The sequence below is a fragment of the Micromonospora sp. CPCC 206061 genome (assembly GCF_036906915.1).
Lineage (GTDB): Bacteria > Actinomycetota > Actinomycetes > Mycobacteriales > Micromonosporaceae > Phytohabitans.
Map to the genome: position 1 here is coordinate 49,217 of NZ_JBAKHX010000029.1, position 15,548 is coordinate 64,764.

The window sequence follows — 15,548 nt, forward strand, 5'->3', positions numbered from 1 at the left end:
GTCTGGACCGCGCGCCAACGCGGCCTTGACAGGACGCCGTGCCTAACCCAGCGGCGTTGTCTCGTTGATCGCCGCCGCGCGGCGACGCCCCTGCCTCGCGCCGTGGGTCGGCAGCTTGCGTCCGCGGCTGGGCCTGCGTCCGTGCGGAGCGTCGCCCCCGGCGGACGTCGATCAAGGAGAAGTCGATCGATCAAGGGCAAACGCACGCGGAAAAGAGATCGAACCACGTGCGTTTGCCCTTGATCGACGGCAGCGGGCGCCGGGCGCCGGAGGCGGGCGGGGCGCCGGGGGCGGGCGGGGGTTAGGTCGGGAGGGTTTTCGTGTAGGGCGGGGGGATGAATGCTGGGCCGCCGGGGGTGAAGACGTCGGACTGGGCCGCTGCCGTCCACGCCTCCGTGGGCACCGCGGCGGACAGGGCGACCACCACGGGGGCGTCTCGCCAATCCGCGGAGTCGCGGAGCAGGGACAGCGCGACCACGGACTCCTCCACCTCGCCGACGCACTCGAAGGGTTTGTGGCCGTCGAGGCCGAGCAGTTCGCGGTACCCGGGCAGTTGGGACGGGTCGGCCAACAGGTCGGCCCCGAAGATGCCCACGAGCCGCTCGCGGGGCAGGAACGGCGCCATCGCCAGGAACACGAACCGGCACTTCGGGCAGTGGCCGCACCAGCGGGCGCTCGGGTCGCGCAGTTTGAAGGCGGCGTTGCAGCTGGTCACCACCGCGTCGTACCGGGTGTGCCGCGCGAACAGTTTCGCTATGTGCAGCTCGGACAGCGGCCGCAGCAACGAGAAGTACGCGTCGGCGAGCCCCGCGTGCGCGGCGAGGGCGTCCCGGAGCAGGCCCTCGGCCTCAACGCCCTTGGACCACTGGTGGTTGATCTCGTGCCCGTTCCAGACGAGGTTGGGGTCGGAGGCGGAGCGCTCGTTCGACATCACGACCGGGCCGAGCCCGTGCAGTACCGCGGTCGCCACGGCGATCAGCGAGTTGATCGCGGTGACCGGGATGTGCCCGTTGAGTGCGCCGGCCGCGTTGAGCTCGAAGAGCTGCGGGTCGATCGCGCGGCGGGCGGAGAGCGGGGTGAGGCCGGACGCGTCGAAGACCGACTGGATGACCCAGTTCGGGTTGACCGCGAACGGCACCGGGTCGAAGCCCGCCTCGCGCAGCGCCTCCAGGGTGACGATCGAGTCCTTGCCGCCGCCGACGGCCGACAGCGGGCGCCCGGTGACGGGGTGCGCTTCCAAAGCGACGGCTGACGGAGCCGAGATCCGCGTCGACAGCACGTGCGGCAGGTCGTTGCGGTAGGCGTACTCGGACATGCCCTTGGTGTAGACGGCGTCGAGCAGCGCGGTGGCGCCCTCGCTGAGCGGCGTCGTCGCGACGATCTCGCGCGGCGCGCCCACCTTGTAGTAGCTGACGCCCGCGACGAGGTGGAGCAGTTCGAGCACCCGGCCGAAGGCGGGCGGCGGTGGGCTTGGCGGCAGCGGGAACGTCACCTTCTCGACGAACGCCAGGTCGTCGAGCGCGTACGGCAAGGTCGCCACGCCGGTCGCCGGGTCGTATGACAGCGGGGGAAAGGACAGCCGCCGAAACTGGGTGTCGAGCACACGCAATACTAGGACGACCTTGACTGAGGAGGGCATGTGCGCCTGGCTGACCTGCGCGGCCGTTCTGTCGCCGTTTGGGGGACCGGCCGGGAGGGCCGGGCGGCGGTGCTCGCTATCGCGCGGCACGCGCCGTCGAGCCTGGTGGCGGTGGACGACAGCGGCAACTTCCTGTCGCTGCCGTGGGAGCCGCCGCTGTCCGACCTGGCACCGCTCAGGACTGGAAACGCCGCCTTCGAGGCGCTGCTCGGTGTTGACGTGGTCGTTCGCTCGCCGGGCGTGGCGCAGACCCACCCGTGGGTGGTCGACCTGCGCGCGCGAGGCGTCAGCATCACCAGCGGCACCGCGCTGTGGATGGCCGAGCACGCGGGGCGCACCGTCGGGGTGACCGGCAGCAAGGGCAAGAGCACGACGTCGAGCCTGATCAGCCACCTGTTGACCGCCGCGGGTCGCCCCAACGTGTACGGGGGGAACATTGGCGTGGCGGTGCTCGACCTGCCCGAGAGCGACCAGTATGTCCTGGAGCTGTCGAGCTACCAGTGCAGCGATCTGGCGGACTCGCCGCGAGTGGCGGTGGTGACCGCGCTGTTCCCGGAGCACCTGGACGCGCACGGTGGCGAGCGGGAGTACTACCGCGACAAGCTCAACCTGATCGCCCATGGCCCGGAGTCGGTGGTGGTGAACGGGCTGGACGAGCGGCTGGCGGCGGAACTCGGTACGCGAGCAGCCATCAGGGCCGGTTTGCCCGATTCGTTCCACGTCCGTGACGGCGCGTTCTACAACAGGGACGAGCGGCTCTTCGACCGAGCCGCCCTGCCGCTGGTGGGCAGGCACAACGAGCGCAACCTGTGCGTGGCGCTGGCGGTGCTGGAGGCCCTGGGCGTCGACCAGGACTTCGACGTCGTGGCGGCGATCGGGTCGTTCAGTGCCCTGCCGCACCGGCTCACCGAGATCGAGGACCCGTCGGGGCTGACGTTCGTCGACGACACGCTCGCCACCAGCCCGTACGCGTCGATGCACGCGATCGACGCGTACGAGGGACGGCCGGTCACGGTGATCGTCGGGGGAGCGGACCGGGGCCTCGACTACACGCCGCTGCGCGACCATCTCGCCGCACGCGAGATCACCGTGATCGGGGTACCGGACAGCGGTCCCCGGATCGTCGAGGAGCTCAAGGGGCTGCCCGGCGTGCGCACCGAGATCGCCGAGGACCTGGTGGCGGCGGTGCGGCTGGCGCGGGCGGTCACCCCGTCGGGCGGGGCGGTGCTGCTGTCGCCGGCGGCGCCGAGCTACGGGCGGTTCCGCAACTTCGAGCATCGCAGTGAGGCGTTTGCCGCCGCGATCGAGGAGACGTCACCGGTCCAGTGACGCGACCAGGTGGCGCATCGCCCTTATCGCGGAGCGGATCTCCTGCAGGTACCGGCCGGGGGTGAGCACCGGCTCGGGGAGGCTGTCGTCGACCACGCGGGGGTCGACGCCGACCGTGTCGACCGTGCAGGCGTAGGGCAGGGCGAGCGTGCGGATCGCGTCGCAGTGCTGGAACGGCACGTAGATCGGTGCGGTGACCACCAGTACCCGATCGCCCTTCGCCAGCGTGGCGTGCTGCGCCCAGAAGCGCTGCGTGTCGGCGGTGTGCGCCCGGCGCAGCCGGGGATCGCTCGACGGCGCTGCCAGTACCGTCACCGCCGGCCCCTCCGCGGGCCGGTAGGTGCGGATGTCGCCATTGGAGGCGGCGGGTGACCGCACCCCGAACGCCGCCCGCACTCCCAGGTCGAGCACGTCGACCTCGGTGGTGCAGCCGCGTACGACGGGTATCACCCGTTCGGCGTCGCTGAGCGGGCGGTAGCTGCCGAGCACGCCCACGCCGCCCGCCACGGTGCCGCGGCGCAGCAGGTGGGCCGCGTACGCCGTGCGGCGCACACAGGCGTGTGCGAGCCCGCCGAGCACGATCAGGTGCTCGTACTCGCGGTGCCGGGGTGGGCGCGGCGCCACCATGCCGAGCGCGGTGGCGGCCTCGTGCACCACCGCGGCGACGGTAGGGGTGAGCGCGGGCTCGGCGGCGTCCGGGCGCTCGGCGCCGCGCCGGAAGTCCCAATGGGCGGCTGAGAACGCGTCGAGCCAGGCGAGCAGGGAAGGGCTGTCGCCGGTGGGCCACCGCCCGCCGAACGCGGCGACCAGGTCGCGCAGGGGACTGGACGTGATCCAGCGAGCGACGCCGTCGAACACCGCGGCGGGCTCGCCGGTCGGCAGCGGTACCGGCTGGACGTGCACCGTGGGATCTTAACGGCGCCGCCGATTACAGAGTGTAGGTTGCCTGTTGAGTCGTGGCGGTGGGAGCGTGCGGTATGACCTCTGATGACCTGTTGGCGCGGCACAAGGCCGTCATGCCGTCGTGGATGCCGATCTACTACGCCGAGCCGATCGAGATCGTGTCGGGGTCGGGTTGCCGGGTCACCGACGCCGCCGGCCGCACCTACCTGGACTTCTTCGGCGGCGTGCTGACGAACATGCTCGGGTACGACATCGCGGAGGTCCGCGAGGCGGTCGAGCGGCAGCTGAGCACCGGCGTGGCGCACACCTCGACGCTGTACCTGATCCGGCAGCAGGTCGAGCTGGCCGAGAAGATCGCCCGAGTGTCCGGCATCGAGGACGCGCGGGTGTTCTTCACGAACTCCGGCACCGAGGCGAACGAGGCGGCCCTGCTGATGGCCACCACGATCCGCCGCTCCAACCAGGTGCTCGCGGTGCGCAACAGCTATCACGGCCGGTCGTACGCGGCGATCGGCATCACCGGGCACCGCAGCTGGTCGTCGAGCAGCCTGAACCCGCTTCAGGTGGCCTGGCTGCACTCCGGTGACCGCCTGCGCGGCCTGCTGGCCCGGCTGGACGAGGCCGACCACATCGAGGCGGCCGTCGAAGACCTGCGTGAGGTGCTGGCCACCCAGACCGCGGGCGACGTGGCGTGCCTGATCGCCGAGCCGATCCAGGGCGTGGGCGGGTTCGTGCACGCTCCTGACGGGCTGTTCGCCGGGCTCAAGAAGGTGCTGGACGAGTACGGCATCCTGCTCATCTCGGACGAGGTGCAGACCGGGTGGGGGCGCACGGGGGAGCACTTCTGGGGGTACCAGGCGCACGGCGTCACCCCGGACCTGCTCACGTTCGCCAAGGGCATCGGCAACGGGTTCGCGCTGGGCGGCGTGGTCGGCCGCGCAGACCTCGTCAACGCGATCCAGGCGATCTCGTTCTCCACGTTCGGCGGCAACCCGATCTCGACGGCGGCCGGCAACGCGGTACTGGACTACGTGCTCGACCACGACCTGCAGGGCAACGCCCAGCGGGTCGGCGCGATCCTTCGTGACGGGCTGCGTGAGGCGGCCGGAAACCACCCGATCGTGGCGGAGGTGCGCGGCAAGGGCCTGATGCTGGCGGTCGAGTTCGTGCGGCATCCAGGTCTCCGGCCGGAAGGCATAGGCCGGAAAGGCAGCACGCTGGAGCCGGACGCGGCGGTCACCACGCGGGTGTTCGAGGAGTGCAAGGCGCGCGGGCTGCTCGTGGGCAAGGGCGGCCTGTACGGGAACGTGCTGCGGATGGGACCGCCGCTCACGCTCACCGAGGACGAGGCGCGGGAGGGCCTGGCCATCCTGGTCGATGCGATCGCAGCGGCTGGCGCGTAACAGTTCGAAACCGGGGCTTGCCGCCGTCACGCACTTGTCGTAAGAATCCTTCAAAGCGCAAGAAGCGATTGAAGGGAAGTGACGCAGCCCCTATGAATAGTACAAGGCGTGACATTCTTCGCCGAGGGGTCGTCGCCGGCGTCCTGGCGACTCCACTGGCAGGCGCTCTTTCGAGCTGCGCCATGGGCGGGAACGACGACACCGGCGCCGACAACGCCAACCAGGGCGACAAGTCCGAGCAGAACCCGTTCGGCGTGAAGGAGGACGCGCCGCTCGAGGTCGTGATCTTCAACGGCGGGTACGGCGAGGACTACGCCAAGGCCCACGAGGCCATGTACAACGAGAAGTGGCCCAAGGCGAAGATCACCCACTCCGCCACCCAGGAGATCAGCAAGACGCTCCAGCCGCGCTTCGTCGACGGCAGCCCGCCGGACGTCGTCAACAACTCCGGCGCCGGCCAGATCGACCAGGGCGGCCTGGTGTCGCAGGGCGCCCTCACTGACCTCACACCGCTGCTCGACGCGCCGAGCCTCGACGTGCCCGGCAAGAAGGTCCGCGACACGCTGCTGCCCGGCGTCGTCGACGTGGGCAGCTACGACGGCAAGTTCTACGTGCTGAACATCAGCTACACCACGTACGGCATCTGGTACTCCTCCAAGCTCTTCGCCGACAAGGGTTGGACGTACCCGAAGACCTGGGACGAGCACATCGCGCTCTGCAGGACCATCAAGGCGGCCGGCACGGCGCCCTGGACGTACGCCGGCAAGCACCCCCGCTACATGAGCTGGCCGGTCATCGCCACCGCCATCAAGTTCGGCGGGCTCGACGTCGCGAAGAACATCGACAACCTGGAGCCCAACGCCTGGAAGTCGGACGCGATGAAGACGGCCGCGGACGCGTGGCACCAGATCGTCAAGGACGGTTTCATCCTGGCCGGCACGCCGGGCCTCGACCACGTGCAGTCGCAGACGGCGTGGTGCCAGGGCAAGGCGGCGTTCATCTCCTGCGGCTCCTGGCTGGAGAACGAGCAGAAGGCGGTCACCCCGGCGGGCTTCAACATGGTCGTCGCGCCCACGCCGAGCCTCGGCGCCAGCGACAAGCTGCCGTTCGAGGCCATCCGCGGCACCGCCAGCGAGCCGTTCATCGTGCCCGCGAAGGCCAAGAACGCGCCAGGTGGCCTGGAGTACTTCCGTACGATGCTGTCGATGAAGGGTGCCAAGGACTTCACGGGGAAGGTCTCCGCGCTGAGCGTGGTGGCCGGCTCCGCCGATGGCGCCAACCTCGGCCCCGGACTGTCCAGTGTGGTCAAGGCGCTCGAGGCGTCCGGCAGCAACGGTTTCAACTGGGTCTACCAGAACTACTACCGCAAGCTGGAGCGCGAGCTCGTCGACGCGGCGTGCGGTGAGTTCTTCAGCGGCCGGATCGGTCCCGCCGAGTTCCTGGACCAGTGCCAGAAGGGCGCCGACTCGATCGCGAAGGACACCTCCATCAAGAAGTACAAGCGGGCCTGAGGGGTAGGGGCGGCACGTGCGGCATGGCAAGTTTCCGCTGATCATCACCTTCCTGGTGCCGCCCCTGCTCCTGTACGGCATATTCGTGCTCTCGCCGTACGTGCAGGCGTTCCAGATCTCCACCACCGACTGGGGTGGCTACACCGCCGACGCGAACTACGTCGGGTTCGACAACTTCACCCGGCTCTTCCGCGACGACTACGTGTGGAACGCCATACAGAACAACGCGATCCTGCTCGCCGTCGTACCGCTGGTGACGATCGCCTTCGGCCTGTTCTTCGCGACGATGCTCAACATGGGCGGTCGCGGCGGCAAGGCCGGCGTCTCCGGCGTGCGCGGCACCGCGGCGTACCGGTTGGTGTATTTCTTCCCGCAGGTGCTCTCGGTCGTCATCATCGCGGTGGTCTGGCGAGAGGTGTACCACCCCAACAACGGCCTGCTGAACGGCTTGCTCAAACCGTTGGGCATCAACGGCCCAACGTGGCTCGGCGATCCCAAGTACGCCTTCTGGTGCGTGCTGGCCGTGATGGTGTGGAGCAACGTCGGGTTCTACGTCGTGCTCTTCGGCGCCGCCATGCAGGCCATCCCGCGTGACATCTACGAGGCGGTGCTGCTCGACGGCGCGTCCCGCTTCGTGACGCTGGTGCGCATCACGATCCCGCTGCTGTGGGACACCGTGCAGGTCGCCTGGATCTACCTGGCGATCGCGGCACTGGACGGGTTCATCCTCGTGCAGCTCATGACCGACGGGGGCCCCAACCACTCGTCCGACGTGATCGGCCTGCGGATGTACAACACCGCGTTCGGCACCGACACGCGCTTCGGGTACGCGTCGGCGATCGGCGTGGTGATGTTCTTCCTGACGTTGTCCGTGGCGGTGCTGGCGCTGCGCGCGTCCAAGCGGGATCGGATCGAGTACTCGTGACTGTCACCACCGAACGGCCCGCCGCGGCCACCCCCGTCTCCCAGGAGCGCAAGCTGCGCCGCGAATGGGGAATCGCCAACGTCTTCTCGCACGGCTTCCTCGTGCTGTGGGCGCTGCTCACCACGTTTCCGTTGCTGTGGGTGCTGATCAGTTCATTCAAGAACGACACGGAGATCCTCAGCGACCCGTGGGGGCTGCCCAGCGCGCTGCGCTTCGAAAACTGGGCCCGCGCCTGGACGGAAGCCCACATTGGACGGTACTTCCTCAACAGTGCCGTCGTGGTCGCCGGCTCGCTGACGCTCACCATGCTGTTCGGCGCGGCGGCGGCGTACGTCTTCGCACGCTACGAGTTCCGCTTCCGGCAGGTGTTCTACTACCTGTTCGTCGGCGGCATGATGTTTCCGGTCTTCCTGGCGCTGGTGCCGCTGTTCTTCGTGGTGCGCAACGCGGGGCTGCTCAACACGTGGCCGGGCCTGATGATCGTGTACGCCGGCTACTCGCTGCCGTTCACGGTGTTCTTCCTGACCGCGTTCTTCCGCACCCTGCCCGAGTCGGTGGCGGAGGCGGCGCTGCTGGACGGGTGCGGGCACTTCCGGCTCTTCTTCCGGGTGATGCTGCCGATGGCCCGGCCCGGCCTGATCAGCATCGGCATCTTCAACTTCCTGAGCCACTGGAACCAGTTCATCCTGCCGCAGGTGCTCATGCAGGGCGACGAGTCCAAGCAGGTGCTGGCGCAGGGCCTCGCCACGTTGGCGGTGAGCCAGGGCTACGAGGGCGACTACAGCGGCCTCTTCGCCGGCCTGACGATCGCGATGCTTCCGGTGCTGGCGGTCTACATCCTGTTCCAGCGCCAGATCCAGTCCGGCTTGACGGCCGGCCAGCTCAAGTAGCTTCCGCGCTGCTTTGCTCTGCTTCCCTGACGGCAACACCTCGTGTCCGATATCCGGACGCCGGGTGTTGCCGTGGTGGAAGCAGAGCAAAGCAGCGCGCAACCACACACTGACCAGCGGCGATACCGCGGCCGCCGTTAGAGGAGGGCAGCGTGGAGGGCCGCGGCGTCCACGCCGGGGAGCGTCCGGGCGGCCAGCCAGGCACCCGCCGCTGCGCCGTCGCCGGCCAGCTCCAATGGGGCGTCGGGCCAGCGTTCGGACAATGACGATGCCAGCGCCGTCGCCAGCGGGGTGTCGGCGGTAAGTAGGCCGCCGGCGCGGACGACCGGGGTCGAGTCGCCCTCCGGCCGTACGCGGGAGACGCTCTCCATGAGGTGAGCCGCCGCCTCGGTCACCACCGCTGCGGCGGTCGGGTCGTCCGCGTACAAACTCGTCACGAGCGGTGACAAGCGTGCCAGCTCGATGGCCGGGCGGCGGGTGACCCGCTGCACGAGCAGGTCGACGGTGTCCCGCGGCCGTGCGGCGATCTCGACCCCTCCCAGTAGCTCGGCGAGGATGGCCCGCGCCAGCGGGCCGAGCGGGCGCCCGGCGTCGACGGCGGCGAGCGTGCGGCGCACCGCCTCGCGGCCGAGCCAGAAGCCGGAGCCGGCGTCACCGAGCAGCCAGCCGTGCCCGTCGGCGACCCGGCCGAGCGCGAAGTCTTCGACCTCGGCGGCGATCGCGCCCGTGCCCGCGATGAGCACGGTGCCGCGCGGGCTGGCGGTGCCGGAGGCGTAGGCGACGAGCGCGTCGCCGACCAGCGTGTACGGGCAGCTCAGCCCCGACGCGTGCCAGGTCCGGTCGAACTCGGCGTGGCTCTCCGAGTCGTCACGCAGCCGGCCGACCCCCGCGAGCCCGATCGTGCCGGCGCGCACCCGGGTCGGGTTGACCCCGGCGAGGGCCTGCTTGAGCGCGCGGCCCCACTCGGCCGCGGCCGCCGCGGCGCCGTGCGAGGTGGGGTTGCCGCCGCCGCCCAGTCCGGTGCCGAGTCGCTCGCCGGTGACCGAGGCGACCAGAGCGCGGGTGGAGGTGGCGCCGATGTCCAAGCCGATTACGAGTGGATCAAACACCCCGCCATCGTGGCGGAAATCGGGCACTGAAAGCGCTTACCCACGGTAACAGTTTGAAAACTTCACCCAAGTCCTTGACAAGGTGGCCCTCTTAGTAAGAACTTTTACCACTATCAGTAAACACTCTTTTCTGAAAGGTGGTCGGTCGTGCGTGATGGTGTGCTGACGACCGTCCGCGCCAAGCTGCCGGAGTTCACCGGCGCGCTCCAGCGCGTCGCCGAGCAGGTCCTCACCGACCCGGACGCCGCGGCGCGGGCCACGATCGTCGAGCTTGCCGAGCGCAGCGGCACCTCGCCGGCCACCATCACCCGCTTCTGCAGGGCGCTGGGCTTCGAGGGGTACGCGGAGCTGCGGCTCGGCATCGCCGCGGAGACCGGGCGGGCCCGCGCGGCCGGGTGGACCGTCGACATCGGGCGGGAGATCCAGCCCGGTGACCCGCTCGACCGGGTGCTCGGCCAGATCATGGCCGCGGACACGCGCTCGATGCACGACACCGCGGCGCTCCTCGATCTCGGCGAGGTCGAGCGGGCCGCCGACGCGATCGCCGGCGCGACCCGGGTCATCATCTTCGGCGCCAGCGGCAGCGCGCTGGTCGGCGAGGAGATGCAGTTCAGCCTCCATCGCATCGGTGTACCGGCGTGGGCGTGGACCGATGTACACAATGGACTCGCCGGAGCGGCGCTGCTCCGCGCCGGCGATGTGGCGCTCGGGATCTCCCACAGTGGGCAGACGCGGGAAATCATCGAGATGCTGGCCGAGTCCGGCAGCCACGGCGCCACCACCGTCGCCCTCACCAGCTTTCCGAACTCCCCCCTCGCGGAGCTGGCCGACGTCGTGCTGCTCACCGCGACACAGGCGACCACGTTCCGGCCGGACGCGCTCTCCGCGCGCCACCCGCAGCTCGTGGTGCTCGACCTGCTCTACATCGCGGTGGCGCAGCGCACCCACGACCGGGCACACGCGGCATTCCAGCGAACCGCGCAGGCGGTCGACGGACACAAATCACGCTCAACGAGTTAGAAGGAGACCCCCAAATGTCAGAGGATCGACGCACATTCCTGCAGCGGGCGGCTGCCGCGGGCCTGCTTGCCACCCCCGCCGCCGGGCTGCTCAGCGCGTGTGTCGGCGGCGGAGATGACGACACGCAGGACCAGGCCGAGGGCGAGAAGAGCGAGAAGAACCCGCTCGGCGTCGACGCCAAGGCCGAGCTCGAGGTCGTGATCTTCAATGGCGGCCTCGGCACCAAGTACGCCACCGACGTGCACGTCCCGTCGTACAAGAAGTCCTTCCCCGAGGCGAACGTCAAGTTCTCCCAGGCGGAGGAGATCGCCACCGTGCTCCAGCCGCGGTTCACCAGCGAGCAGCCGCCGGACATGGTCAACAACGCCGGCTCCAAGCTGATGGACCAGGGCGCGCTCGTACAGGCCGGGCAGGTGCAGGACCTGACCGAGCTGTTCGACGCGCCGTCGCTCGACATCGCCGGCAAGACCGTCAAGGACACGCTCGTGCCGGGCACGGTGGAGCAGGGCACGTTCAACGGCAAGCCGTACGTGCTGAACTACGCGTTCACCGTCTACGGCCTCTGGTACTCGGACAAGCTCTTCAAGGACAACGGCTGGAGCGCGCCGAAGACCTGGACCGAGTTCACCGCCCTGCTCGACAGCATGAAGGCCAAGGGCATCACGGCGCCGTACGCGTACGCCGGCGCGAACGCCTCCTACTACCAGTACCTGGTCATCCTCACCACCGCCGCGAAGATCGGCGGCGCGGATGTCCTGGCGAACATCGACAACCTCGAGGACGGCGCCTGGCAGGTCGACGCGGTCAAGCAGGCCGCGCAGCTGTGGGGCGAGATCGGCAACAAGTACATGCTCAAGTCGCACCTCGGCCTGCGCCACACCGAGGTTCAGCTCCAGCAGAACCAGGGCCGAGTCGGCCTCTACCCGAGCGGCTCGTGGCTGGAGAACGAGCAGGCCAAGGACACCCCGTCCGGCTTCAACTACGCGGTCATGCCGGTGCCGAGCGCGACCTCGGGCGACAAGCTCCCGCAGTCCGCGATCTACGCGGCGGCCGGCGAGATGTACTTCGTCGCCTCGAAGGGCAAGAACCCGCGCGGCGGCATGGAGTACCTGCGGCACATGCTGTCGAAGGAGGGCGCCAAGGGCTTCACCGAGCTGACCAAGGTGCTCACCGTCGTCCAGGGCGCCACCGAGGGCCTGACGATCTCGCCCGGCCTGACCAGCAGCGAGGCCATGCTCAAGGCGGCCGGCAGTGACTACTTCGCGTACCGCTGGGACACCTGGTACAAGAAGATGGACGACGAGTGCCGGGCGGCCACCAACGAGCTGATGTTTGCCGGTGGCGACGCCACCAAGTTCGTGACCCGCATGCAGAAGGTCGCGGACGCCGTGAAGAAGGACCCGTCCATCGAGAAGTTCAAGCGCTGAGGTTCGAGCCATGCGGCACGGCAAGTACCCATTCATCGTCGGCTTCTTGGCCGCACCGGTCGCGCTCTACGTGACCTTCGTGATCGCGCCGTACCTTCAGGCGTTCTACCTCGCGATGACCAACTGGCGCGGTGTCTCGGCGAACCCCAGGTTCATCGGGTTCGACAACTTTCAGCGGTTGTTCCAGGACGATGTCTTCTGGAAAGCCGTCCGGCACCACGGCCTGTTGCTGCTTGCCCTGCCGCTGGTCACCATCGCGATCGCGCTGTTCTTCGCGTTCCTGCTGAACGTGGGGGGCGGCTCGCGCGGTGGCGTGATGAGGGGGGTCTGGGGGTCGAAGTTCTACCGCTTCGTGTTCTTCTTCCCCCAGGTCCTCGCCATCGTCATCATCGGCGTCATCTTCCAGCGGGTGTACGCCCCGGACGACAGCGGCCTGCTCAACGGCTTCCTCGACTTCTTCGGCATCGACCCGGTGCTGTTCATGGCCAACGGGAAGATCGCGCTGTGGGCCATCGTCGCGGTGCTGGTCTGGCAGTCTGTCGGCTTCTACGTGGTGCTCTTCTCGGCGGGCATGGCCTCGATCCCGAAGGACATCTACGAGGCGGCCACGCTCGACGGCGCCGACCGGGGCGCGATGTTCTTCCGGGTCACGATGCCCCTGCTGTGGGACACGCTCCAGGTGGCGTGGGTGTACCTGGGCATCGCGGCGTTCGACGCGTTCGCGATCGTGCAGGTGCTCTCGGTCGACCAGGGCGGGCCGGACGGCGCCACCACGGTGCTCGGCATGGAGATCTACCGCAACGCGTTCTCCTACTCCCAGTTCGGTTACGCCTCCGCGATGGGCGTCGCCCTGTTCTTCCTGACCATCACGTTCGCCGCGCTCACCCTGCGGGTGAGCAGGCGCGAGACGATCGAGCTCTAAGGGGTACCGGTGGCACTGTTGACCCGCGAGGCGACTCGCCGTGCGGCGCCGGCTTCGACGGAGCGTCGTGAGGTAAAGGTCTTGTCAGGCTTTGCCCACCTCAGTCTGGCGGTCTGGGCGATCCTCGTGATCGCGCCGCTGGCCTGGACGGTCATGGCCTCGTTCAAGAACAACACCGAGATCTTCCTGGGCAGCCCGTTCGCCCTGCCTTCGCATTTCAGCCTGGACAGCTACGCGCGGGCGTGGAGCGAGGCGCACGTCGGGCGCTACTTCCTCAACAGCGTCTTCGTGGTCTCGATCAGCACCGCCGGCACGATGCTGATGGGCTCGATGGCGGCGTACGTGCTGGCCCGGTACAAGTTCATCGGCAACCGGTTCATCTACTACCTTTTCGTCTCCGGGCTCGCGTTTCCGGTGTTCCTGGCCCTGGTGCCGCTCTTCCTCGTCGTCAACAACCTGGGGCTGCTCAACACCTACACCGGGCTGATCCTGGTCTACATCGCGTACTCGCTGCCGTTCACCGTGTTCTTCCTGGCCGCGTTCTTCAAGACGCTGCCGAACTCGGTGGCCGAGGCCGCGATGATCGACGGCGCCTCGCACACCCGGCTGTTCTTCCAGGTCATGATGCCCATGGCCAAGCCCGGCCTCGTCAGCCTCACGATCTTCAACGTCCTCGGGCAGTGGAACCAGTACCTGCTGCCCGTGGCCCTGATGCAGGGCGAGAACGCCGACCAGAAGTGGGTGCTCACCCAGGGCATCGCGAGTATTTCGGTCCAGGCCGGGTACGAAGCCGACTGGGCGGCGCTGTTCGCGGCGCTGACCCTGTCAATCCTGCCGATGATCGTCATGTACGGCTTCTTCCAGCGCCAGATCCAGCAGGGCTTGACGGCGGGCGCGGTGAAGTAGCCGGTTTTTGTCGGTCCGCGGGTGCAGAATGCGGCCGTGGAGGTCGACGGGCGGCGGGTCTGGGGGTCAACGGCGACCTCCTACCCGCCGCTCCTGCGCGACGGGGTCCGGGTCGCCCGCTGCCACGACATCGAGCTGACCGAGGCGCTGCTGCTCGGATACGACGGGCGGTGGGGTGAGCCCCGGTCGCTCGCCGCCGCGCACGCGCGGCTCGCCGGCACGCCCGTGCCACCCGACCCGCCGCCGAGGGCGGCCTCACCCCCGGGCGACGGCCAGGGGACACTCTTCGACGCCGCGCCGCCGCCGGCAGACGACCCCGAGATCTTGTCCAAGGTGTACGCGGACCAGGGTTCCCGGATCGCGATGGTGGACCATCCCGGGCGGTTCAAGCTGCTGGTGGCCGCCGAGTCCGCTGGCGCGCTGATCGCCGTGGAGATGGGTGCCGTCGGGCTGCCCTGGCGCGCCGACATCCACCACAAGCTGCTCGTCGACCTGCTCGGCGAGCCCTCAGCCGTCGGCGGTCCACCCCGGCGCCTAGCCGAGCTCACCGCCCGCATCAACGACGCGTTCGGGGTCCGCAGCCTCCATCCCGAGTCGCCCGCCGAGGTGCTGCGGGCGTTCACGCGCGCCGGCATCCAGCTGCCCAACACCCGGGCGTGGTCCCTGCGCGAGGTCGACCATCCGGCGGTGCCGCTCCTGCTGGAATACAAAGAGCTCTACCGAATCTGGACGGCCCACGGCTGGGCGTGGTGCGACACGTGGGTGCGCGACGGGCGGTTCCGGCCCGAATACGTGCCGGGCGGAGTCGTGTCGGGCCGCTGGGCCACCCGGGGCGGCGGCGCCCTCCAGATCCCCAAGGTCGTCCGGCGTGCCGTGGTCGCCGACCCGGGCTGGCGGCTCGTGGTCGCCGACGCCGGCCAGTTGGAGCCCCGAGTGCTGGCCGCGGTCTCCGGCGACGCCCGGCTCGCCGCCGCGGCTGCCTCCGGCGACCTGTACGCCGCGCTCGCCACCGACTCGTTCGGCGGCGACCGGGCACGCGCCAAGGTGGCCCTGCTCGGCGCCATGTACGGCCAGACCGGCGGCGCCGCGATCCCGGCGCTCGCCACGCTCCGGCGGCACTACCCGACCGCGTTCGAGTACGTCGAGGCGGCCGCCCGCACGGGTGAGGGCGGCGGCCTGGTCCGCTCCTGGCTGGGTCGCACGTGTCCACCGTCATCTGTCTCTCTGGAGCAGCTCGACGATGCTGATGGTGCCTTCGGCGGCGCTCGCGCCCGCGCGCGCGGGCGGTTCACGCGCAACTTCGTCATCCAGGCGACGGCCGCGGAGTGGGCGCTGACCCTGCTCGCCACGCTGCGTGGGCGGCTCGCCGGCGTCGGCGCCGAGCTGGTGTTCTTCCAGCACGACGAGGTGCTCGTGCACTGCCCCGCCGACCGCGCCGACGAGGTCTCCGAGGCGGTGCACTGGGCCGCCGCCCGGGCCGGCGAGCTGCTCTTCGGCGACACCGCGGTCCGGTTCCCCCTCGACGTATCCGTGGTCGACTGCTACGCCGACGCCAAGTAGCCAC

13 protein-coding genes are annotated in these 15,548 nt (G+C 69.4%); 10 read left to right on the plus strand and 3 right to left on the minus strand.

Going from position 1 to position 15,548, the window contains the following annotated elements; genetic code table 11:
• Positions 1-301 precede the first annotated feature (301 nt).
• Positions 302-1,603: a hypothetical protein gene (locus V6V89_RS20495; protein WP_334620820.1), complete on the minus strand. Its 1,302-nt coding sequence runs from the start codon at positions 1,601-1,603 to the stop codon at positions 302-304.
• Positions 1,604-1,639: 36 nt separating this feature from the next.
• Here V6V89_RS20495 and murD point away from each other — a divergent pair, with 36 nt between their 5' ends.
• Positions 1,640-2,968: a UDP-N-acetylmuramoyl-L-alanine--D-glutamate ligase gene (gene murD, locus V6V89_RS20500; protein ID WP_334620783.1), complete on the plus strand. Its 1,329-nt coding sequence runs from the start codon at positions 1,640-1,642 to the stop codon at positions 2,966-2,968.
• Here murD and V6V89_RS20505 read toward each other — a convergent pair.
• Complete coding sequence (locus V6V89_RS20505) at positions 2,954-3,871, minus strand: hypothetical protein (protein ID WP_334620784.1); 918 nt, start codon at positions 3,869-3,871, stop codon at positions 2,954-2,956. The genes murD and V6V89_RS20505 overlap by 15 nt on opposite strands.
• A 74-nt stretch (positions 3,872-3,945) precedes the next feature.
• Between V6V89_RS20505 and V6V89_RS20510 the strand changes: the two genes are divergently transcribed.
• From V6V89_RS20510 to V6V89_RS20525, 4 genes are all read left to right on the plus strand, one after another.
• Complete coding sequence (locus V6V89_RS20510; RefSeq protein WP_334620785.1) at positions 3,946-5,274, plus strand: aspartate aminotransferase family protein; 1,329 nt, start codon at positions 3,946-3,948, stop codon at positions 5,272-5,274.
• 92 nt (positions 5,275-5,366) lie between these two features.
• Complete coding sequence (ngcE, locus tag V6V89_RS20515) at positions 5,367-6,785, plus strand: N-acetylglucosamine/diacetylchitobiose ABC transporter substrate-binding protein (protein WP_334620786.1); 1,419 nt, start codon at positions 5,367-5,369, stop codon at positions 6,783-6,785.
• Between the two features lie 16 nt (positions 6,786-6,801).
• Positions 6,802-7,710 carry a carbohydrate ABC transporter permease gene (locus tag V6V89_RS20520; RefSeq protein ID WP_334620787.1) on the plus strand — a complete coding sequence of 303 codons (909 nt, stop codon included), beginning with the start codon at positions 6,802-6,804 and terminating at the stop codon, positions 7,708-7,710.
• The gene (locus V6V89_RS20525; RefSeq protein WP_442935186.1) at positions 7,707-8,600 is read left to right on the plus strand and encodes a carbohydrate ABC transporter permease; all 894 of its coding nucleotides are present in this window, start codon (positions 7,707-7,709) and stop codon (positions 8,598-8,600) included. Before V6V89_RS20520 ends, V6V89_RS20525 begins: the two co-directional genes overlap by 4 nt.
• A 137-nt stretch (positions 8,601-8,737) precedes the next feature.
• On the opposite strand, the gene V6V89_RS20530 is transcribed toward V6V89_RS20525, so the two are convergent.
• The gene (locus V6V89_RS20530) at positions 8,738-9,709 is read right to left on the minus strand and encodes an N-acetylglucosamine kinase (RefSeq protein ID WP_334620788.1); all 972 of its coding nucleotides are present in this window, start codon (positions 9,707-9,709) and stop codon (positions 8,738-8,740) included.
• Between the two features lie 147 nt (positions 9,710-9,856).
• On the opposite strand from V6V89_RS20530, the gene V6V89_RS20535 reads away from it, so the two are divergent.
• The 5 genes from V6V89_RS20535 to V6V89_RS20555 are packed head-to-tail and all read left to right on the plus strand — an operon-like array spanning position 9,857 to position 15,544.
• Positions 9,857-10,729 carry a MurR/RpiR family transcriptional regulator gene (locus tag V6V89_RS20535; RefSeq protein WP_334620789.1) on the plus strand — a complete coding sequence of 291 codons (873 nt, stop codon included), beginning with the start codon at positions 9,857-9,859 and terminating at the stop codon, positions 10,727-10,729.
• Positions 10,730-10,743: 14 nt separating this feature from the next.
• A complete protein-coding gene (gene ngcE, locus V6V89_RS20540) occupies positions 10,744-12,156 on the plus strand; it encodes an N-acetylglucosamine/diacetylchitobiose ABC transporter substrate-binding protein (RefSeq protein WP_334620790.1) in 1,413 nt (470 codons plus the stop codon).
• 10 nt (positions 12,157-12,166) lie between these two features.
• A complete protein-coding gene (locus tag V6V89_RS20545; protein ID WP_334620791.1) occupies positions 12,167-13,078 on the plus strand; it encodes a carbohydrate ABC transporter permease in 912 nt (303 codons plus the stop codon).
• A gap of 15 nt (positions 13,079-13,093) precedes the next feature.
• Positions 13,094-13,984 (plus strand): carbohydrate ABC transporter permease, encoded by an 891-nt coding sequence (locus V6V89_RS20550; protein WP_334620822.1) that lies wholly within the window; start codon positions 13,094-13,096, stop codon positions 13,982-13,984.
• A gap of 36 nt (positions 13,985-14,020) precedes the next feature.
• Positions 14,021-15,544, plus strand: a complete 1,524-nt coding sequence (locus tag V6V89_RS20555; protein WP_334620792.1) for a bifunctional 3'-5' exonuclease/DNA polymerase — start codon at positions 14,021-14,023, stop codon at positions 15,542-15,544.
• Positions 15,545-15,548: the final 4 nt, after the last annotated feature.

Excerpts from the sequence above, each read along its gene's own strand:
- V6V89_RS20510 (WP_334620785.1), top strand. The coding sequence starts at position 3,946 with ATGACCTCTGATGACCTGTTGGCGCGGCACAAGGCCGTCATGCCGTCG.
- ngcE (WP_334620790.1), top strand. The coding sequence starts at position 10,744 with ATGTCAGAGGATCGACGCACATTCCTGCAGCGGGCGGCTGCCGCGGGC.
- V6V89_RS20545 (WP_334620791.1), top strand. The coding sequence starts at position 12,167 with ATGCGGCACGGCAAGTACCCATTCATCGTCGGCTTCTTGGCCGCACCG.
- ngcE (WP_334620786.1), top strand. The coding sequence starts at position 5,367 with ATGAATAGTACAAGGCGTGACATTCTTCGCCGAGGGGTCGTCGCCGGC.